Here is a 6,821-nt window from a genome sequence, read left to right as displayed (position 1 = left end):
CGGGTGGGCGGGGGCAACGCCGGCCACCTGGAGTTCGGCGCGGCGCACTCCGCCATCGAGGGCAATCTCGGTGTTGCCGCCGGCTCATCGCTGGACCTCAACCTGAGTGGTGCAACGAATGCTTCCGCGGCCATCGTCGCGGTATCCGGCACCGCCGAATTCGCCAGCGGCTCGCAGATCCGCCTCGCCGCCCAGGCCACCGATTTCCTCACCGCAGGCAGCAGCTACACGTTGCTGGAAGCCGGCACGCTGCAGAACGACGGCGTCAGCGTCGTCAGCCGTTCGCTCCTGCTCGACGTCGATTCCTATGCGGTTCAGGGCAACAGCATCGTGGCGGTGGTCAGCCCCAAGGACCAGAGCGAAGTCGGCGGCGTCATTGAAGAAATCGGCGGCAGCCAGAACGCCCAGCGCGCCGGCGCCGCCTTCAGCGATGTCGCCGCCCAGCTGGCGCAGCTAGCTCCCGACGATCCGCTCTTCCTCGCCTACGTGGCTGCATCCCAGGATCCGGCCGCGCTGAAGCGGCTGGTCGAACAATTGCCGCCGGACGTCAACGGCGGCGCCAGCCATGCCGCCACCAGCGGCCAGGGCATCATCGGCAACGCCACCGGCAACCGCATGGGCGGCCTGCGTGGCGCTGCCTCCGGCGATGCATTGAAGGATGTCGGCGCCTGGGCGCAGGTGCTCTACAGCGATGCCGACCAGGGCGTGCGCAGCGGCGTGGCCGGCTTCAACGCCTACAGCAGCGGTATCGCCGTCGGCGCGGATGCCCGCCTGGGCGAAGCCCTCACCCTGGGCGCGGCCTACAGCTACCTGCGCAGCGATGTCCGCAGCGATGGCGGCAACACCACCGACGTGGATGGCCACGCCCTGACGCTGTATGGCAGCTTCGAGCACGGCGCCTACTTCGTCGATGCCGGCCTGAGCTACGGCATCAACCGCAACGACAGCAAGCGCCATGTGGCCGGCACCACCGCCAAGGGCGACTACGACAGCGACGTGCTCGGCCTCAACCTGGTCGGCGGCTACACCTTCCGCCCGGGCAAGGGCTTCCTGGTCGAGCCGCGGCTGGCGGCGCGCTATGTGCGGGTGGATATCGACAGCTATCGCGAGAAGGGCTCGGCGGCGGCGCTGCATGTGCAGAGCCAGCGCTACGAGGTGGCCGAGCTGGGTGCTGGTGTGCGGCTGGCGGGCAGCTTCGAAGTGGGCGGCGGCACCTTGCGGCCGCAGGCGAAGCTGATGGCCTATCACGACTTCGCCGCCGATGAAGCGAAGTCCACCTCCACCTTCGTGCTCGGCAATACGCCCTTCGTGACGCATGGCGCGAAAGCCGTCCGCAACAGCTACGAAGTGGGCCTTGGCGTGGATTACCAGCAGCAGGCGCTGACCTTCTCGCTGGGCTACGACTACACCGGCAAGGCGGACTTCGACGCCCGCACCCTCACCGCCAGGCTGCGTTACGACTTCTGAGCGAGGTGACGGTGGCCACGGCGGTGCGTTGAGTTGTCGTGCCGCCGCCGGCAAGCCGCAGCGCAAGAAGAACGGGCCGCAATCGCGGCCCGTTTCCTTTGCTTCAGACGCCTGCAGCGTCACACGTTGCGATAAACCTCGGCGCCGCTCTTCACGAATTCCACCGCCTTCACCTCCATGCCCTTCTGCAGCGCCTCGGCCTCGCCCACGCCTTGCTGGGCGGCGAAGTCGCGCACGTCCTGGGTGATCTTCATCGAGCAGAAGTGGGGCCCGCACATGGAGCAGAAGTGGGCGACCTTGGCGGACTCCTTGGGCAGGGTCTCGTCGTGGAATTCCTTGGCCTTGTCCGGGTCCAGGCCGAGGTTGAACTGGTCTTCCCAGCGGAACTCGAAGCGCGCCTTGGACAGCGCGTTGTCGCGGATCTGCGCGCCGGGATGGCCCTTGGCGAGGTCGGCGGCGTGGGCGGCGAGCTTGTAGGTGATGATGCCTTCCTTCACGTCCTGCTTGTTCGGCAGGCCGAGGTGCTCCTTCGGCGTCACGTAGCACAGCATGGCGGTGCCGTACCAGCCGATGGTGGCGGCGCCGATGCCGCTGGTGATGTGGTCGTAGCCGGGGGCGATGTCGGTGGTCAGCGGTCCCAGGGTGTAGAAGGGCGCTTCCTTGCACTGCTCCAACTGGAGATCCATGTTCTCCTTGATCATGTGCAGCGGCACATGGCCGGGGCCTTCGATCATCACCTGCACGTCGTGCTTCCAGGCGATGTCGGTGAGTTCGCCCAGGGTCTTCAGCTCGCCCAGCTGGGCTTCGTCGTTGGCATCGTAGATGGAGCCGGGGCGCAGGCCGTCACCCAGCGAGAAGGCCACGTCGTAGGCCTTCATGATTTCGCAGATGTCTTCGAAGTGGGTGTAGAGGAAGCTCTCCTTGTGATGCGCCAGACACCACTTGGCCATGATGGAGCCGCCGCGCGAGACGATCCCGGTCATGCGGTTGGCGGTCAGCGGGATGTAGCGCAGCAGCACGCCGGCGTGGATGGTGAAGTAGTCCACGCCCTGCTCGGCCTGCTCGATCAGGGTGTCGCGGAAGATCTCCCAGGTGAGCTCCTCGGCCTTGCCGTTCACCTTTTCCAGCGCCTGGTAGATCGGCACGGTGCCGATGGGCACCGGCGAGTTGCGGATGATCCACTCGCGCGTCTCGTGGATGTTCTTGCCGGTGGAGAGGTCCATCACCGTGTCGCCGCCCCAGCGGATGGACCAGGTCATCTTGTCCACCTCCTCGCTGATGGAGGAGCCCAGCGCCGAGTTGCCGATGTTGGCGTTGATCTTCACCTGGAAGTTGCGGCCGATGATCATCGGCTCGGTTTCCGGGTGGTTGATGTTGGCCGGGATGATGGCGCGGCCGCGGGCGACTTCGTCGCGCACGAACTCCGGCGTGATCTCGGCGGGGATGGCAGCGCCGAAATGCTGCCCCGGATGCTGGCGGGTCAGCAGGGCGGCCATCTTCTTGCCGGTGGGGCCGGCGGCCAGCAGGGACTCCATGTACTCCTTGCGGCGCAGGTTCTCGCGGATGGCGATGAACTCCATCTCCGGCGTGACGATGCCGCGGCGGGCGTAGTGCATCTGGGTGACGTTGGCACCGGCTTTCGCGCGCAGCGGCTTGCGGTGCAGGCCGGGGAAGCGCAGCTCGTCGAGCGCGCGGTCGGCGGCGCGCTGGCGGCCGAACTCGGAGCTGAGGTCGGCGAGCTGTTCGGTGTCGCCGCGCTCGGCGATCCAGCCGGCGCGCAGGGCCGGCAGGCCGGAGCGGATGTCGATGCGGGCCGCCGGGTCGGTGTAGGGCCCGGAACAGTCATACACATAGATGGGCGGATTCGGCTCGGCACCGAAGGAGGCGGGCGTGTCGGACTGCGAGATCTCGCGCATCGGCACCCGGATGTCCGGGCGCGAGCCTTCCACGTAGATCTTGCGCGAGTTCGGCAGCGGCGCGATGGCGGCTTCGTCCACCTTGGCCTGGGTGGCGATGAATTGTTCCTTGGCGTTCATGCGGGTCTCCTGGGGCAGGACTGCTGGGGCGATACGCTGTTGCGGGTGCCGGGCCTGCGGCCGGCGCGGGCGTCAGCCGGTGATGCGGGAATGGGGCGATGGCCGGCGGCTCAGGCCGCGCGCCACATCGCGTGGAAGTGGTGCACCGGGCCGTGGCCGCTGCCGACGCCGAGCTCGCCGGAGCGGGCGATGGCGCCCAGCAGCCACTGGCGGGCCTGGCGCACCGCCGCCTCGACGCCGCGGAAGCCGCCTTCGTGGCGCGGCAGCAGCGCGGCGATGGCGGAGGACAGGCTGCAGCCGGTGCCGTGGGTGTTCCTGGTTTCGATGCGGGGCGAGGGCAGCTCGATCATGCGATCGCCGTCGAACAGCAGATCGGTGATTTCGCTGCCCGGCAGGTGGCCGCCCTTGAGCATTACCCAGCGCTCGCTGGAGAGCGGCAGCAACTCGCGCAGGCGCTCGGCGACGCGGTACATCTCCTTGACCGTTTCCGGCGCGCGCTGCTCCAGCAGCACGCCGGCCTCCGGCAGGTTGGGCGTGATCAGGAAGGACTGCGGGAACAGCGCCTCGCGCATCGCCGCGATGGCGTTCCTCGCCAGCAGCGCGTCACCGCTCTTGGCCACCATCACCGGGTCCAGCACCACGTTGCGCGCCTGCCAGTGGGCCAGGCGCTCGGCCACCGCCGCGGTCACCTCGGCGCTGCCCAGCATGCCGATCTTGGTGGCGTGCAGGGCGACGTCGGCGAACAGGGTGTCGATCTGCAGGCGCAGGAAATCGGTGGGCGGCACATGCACGCCGGCCACGCCCTGGGTGTTCTGCGCCGTCAGCGCGGCGATGACGCCACAGCCGTAGGCGCCGAGGGCGGAGAAGGCCTTGAGGTCCGCGAGCACGCCGGCGCCGCCGCTGGGATCCACGCCGGCGATGGTCAGAACGTTCGGGATACTGCTGGAGGAGGAAGGATGCGCTGCGCTTTGGCTCATGGTCGCGTTTCCCTACGCCGGTGCGAACCGGATCAGGTTGTGAGGGACTCTCTCAGCCCGCGCCGGGAATCGGCAGGGCACCCCTAACGGCAAGCGACGGAAGATACTGGATGCGCCGGGGGCTGACAAGCCGGCCGGCGCGGCGGCCGGCGGCGTATGACCTTATCGCCGGCGGGGGAGAGAGGGGCCGAGTGAGCGCGCGGCGCGAACCAGGGCCGCCGGCGCAGCCGGGCTCAGGCGGCGAGGCCGCCGCTGTCGCCGCCTGATCGGCTGGATTCGCCGGATTCGTTGGACGAGGGCCGGCTGATGGCCAGCGGCAGTTGCAGCACGAAGGTGGCGCCGCCCTCCTGGCTGGCCTGTGTCTCGGCCAGCGTCAGGTCGCCGCCGTGGCGGCGGGCGAACTCGCGCGCCAGGTGCAGGCCGAGGCCGGTGCCGGGTTTGGTGCTGACGCGGTCCTGCCGGTAATACTTGTTGAAGATGCGCTCCCGCTCGCCCTCGGGGATGCCCGGCCCCCGGTCGCTCACCGTCACCTCCACCAGATCGTCGATCACCGCCAGGCTCAGGTTCACCGGGGCGCTGGCGGGGGAGTACTTGAGGGCATTGTCGATCAGGTTGGAGATGGCGATGTCCAGCAACTGCGGGTCGCCCAGCACGATCACCCCGCCGCGCGGCAGCTGCAGGCCGACGCGGCCGCCGGCATGTTCGCCATAGCGCAGGCGCAGGTGGCGGGCGAGGTCCAGGTACTCCATGCGCGGGTTCATCGCCGCCGCGCCCAGGCGGTCCTCGGCCAGCAGGTTGTCGATGAGGCCGAGCAGGCGGCCGACGTTGCGCACGATCTTGGCCGGCTGCGGCAGCAGCTCCGGCGCCCGTTCCTGCAGCGCGCGGCTCAGGCGCTGGGCGCTCAGCTGTATGGTGGAGAGCGGCGTGCGGAACTCATGGGAAACCATCGAAAGGAAGCGGCGCAGCGCCCCATTGGCCTGCCGTTCCGCCTCCAGGGCCTGCTGCAACTTGTGCTCCACCGCGCGGCGCTCCGCCACCTCCTGGGTGAGCTGGCTGTTGGCGGCATCCAGGCTGCGGGTGCGCTCCTCCACCCGCTGCTCCAGCACCCGTTCGCTTTCCTGCGCCAGCCGCAGCGCGGCGCCCTGGGCGTCGCGGCGCTCGCGCTCGGCCTCGAACACCCGCCGTACCAGCACGATGTTCAGCAGTACCACATGGATCAGGCTGCTGCCGTGCAGCAGCAGGGCCGGCGAGCCGGCGTCCAGGCCCAGCTCGCTGCCGATGATCACCACCACCAGGCTGAGCACCAGCGGCAGGAAGGCGAGAATGTAGAGGCGCAGCGGCGGGTAGCGGCGGTAGGTGTCGATTGCGGTGGACACCACCAGCGCCATGTGGCCCAGCATCACCAGGTGCAGGACCTCGCGCAACACCAGCCCGGGTTGCAGGACGATGGCCAGCGCGCCGAGGCAATAGGTCAGCACGATGGCGCGGTTCAGCTGCCAGCGCCGCGGGTAGCGGTGGCGCAGCTTGAGGGTGGTGGAGAAGTACAGGCCGCCCAGGGCCCACATCAGGCAGCCGCTCAGCGCATAGGCGAGGCGCATGTCCACCGGCCAGGGCAGCAGCAGGCCGGCATAGCCGGAGGTGATGGCGGCGAACAGGCCGATGGCGGCCACGGTGCTGGCGTACAGCAGCTGGGCGGGATCGCGCAGCCACAGCCAGAAGATGCCGTTGATGGCCACCACCAGCACCAGCATGCCGAGGTAGAAGCCGAAGCCGCCGGCGTCGCGGCTGACCTCCGCGAACAGGCCGGCGGGCTGGAACAGGCCGAGCTCGGCGCGCATCGAGGTGGTGGTGCCCACCTTCAGGTAATGGACCGCCGGCGCGTCCGCCGGCAGATCCATGGTGAAGGAGAAACCGCGATAGGAGAGGCCGTCGTCCTGGGGGGGGAGGGCGGCGCCCTGCCGCTGCACGCGGAAGCTGCCGTCGCCGAGCGGTGAGTAGAGCGCCACCTCGCCCAGGTAGGGCGGCAGCACGGTCAGCATCCATTGGGCGGGGGCATCGGCGGCGCGTTGCAGGCACAGGCGGAACCAGGTGCTGCCGCCGCCGCTGCGGGTGTGCACCGCGCCGGTCACCGGGGCGAAGCCGGGCGCGGCCGTCACGTTGCCGATGTCCAGGCGCCGGCCGCGGTCGTCCACCGCCATCAGCCGGCCAGCCAGCGGCGCGCTGCCGCGCAGGCCCTCGCTGGCCGTCAGCGCGGCTGCCGGACAGTCTGCGGCCGGTGCCTGGGCGGCAGTGCCCAGAGCCAGCAGGCCGAAGAGCAGGGCCAGGAGGCGCAGCCACAGCG

General features: G+C 69.5%; 4 protein-coding genes and 1 riboswitch. Of the genes, 1 reads left to right on the top strand and 3 read right to left on the bottom strand.

Annotation, left to right across the window (positions count from 1 at the left end; all coding sequences use genetic code 11):
• The coding region (locus tag GRF61_RS22685) for an autotransporter outer membrane beta-barrel domain-containing protein (RefSeq protein WP_169152892.1) at positions 1-1,467 on the top strand (1,467 nt) is incomplete at its 5' end.
• 119 nt (positions 1,468-1,586) lie between these two features.
• Here GRF61_RS22685 and thiC read toward each other — a convergent pair.
• The 3 genes from thiC to GRF61_RS22670 all read right to left on the bottom strand — a co-directional run.
• Positions 1,587-3,503 carry a phosphomethylpyrimidine synthase ThiC gene (gene thiC / locus GRF61_RS22680; protein ID WP_169152891.1) on the bottom strand — a complete coding sequence of 639 codons (1,917 nt, stop codon included), beginning with the start codon at positions 3,501-3,503 and terminating at the stop codon, positions 1,587-1,589.
• A 110-nt stretch (positions 3,504-3,613) separates the two neighbouring features.
• Positions 3,614-4,480, bottom strand: coding sequence for a bifunctional hydroxymethylpyrimidine kinase/phosphomethylpyrimidine kinase (gene thiD, locus GRF61_RS22675; RefSeq protein WP_169152890.1), 867 nt, complete (start codon positions 4,478-4,480; stop codon positions 3,614-3,616).
• A riboswitch (TPP riboswitch) is annotated at positions 4,473-4,575 on the bottom strand. It overlaps the preceding gene by 8 nt.
• A 138-nt stretch (positions 4,576-4,713) precedes the next feature.
• Positions 4,714-6,821 (bottom strand): ATP-binding protein (locus tag GRF61_RS22670; RefSeq protein WP_169152889.1); only part of this gene is annotated, 2,108 nt, incomplete at its 5' end.

This window comes from Azoarcus sp. TTM-91 (genome assembly GCF_012911025.1).
Lineage (GTDB): Bacteria > Pseudomonadota > Gammaproteobacteria > Burkholderiales > Rhodocyclaceae > Azoarcus.
Note: the sequence above shows the minus strand (reverse complement) of the source record. Positions and strands in the feature narration are given on the sequence as shown.

Bases quoted from the DNA above. Each gene is read 5' to 3' on its own strand.
- thiC (WP_169152891.1), bottom strand. From the start codon at position 3,503: ATGAACGCCAAGGAACAATTCATCGCCACCCAGGCCAAGGTGGACGAA.
- thiD (WP_169152890.1), bottom strand. From the start codon at position 4,480: ATGAGCCAAAGCGCAGCGCATCCTTCCTCCTCCAGCAGTATCCCGAAC.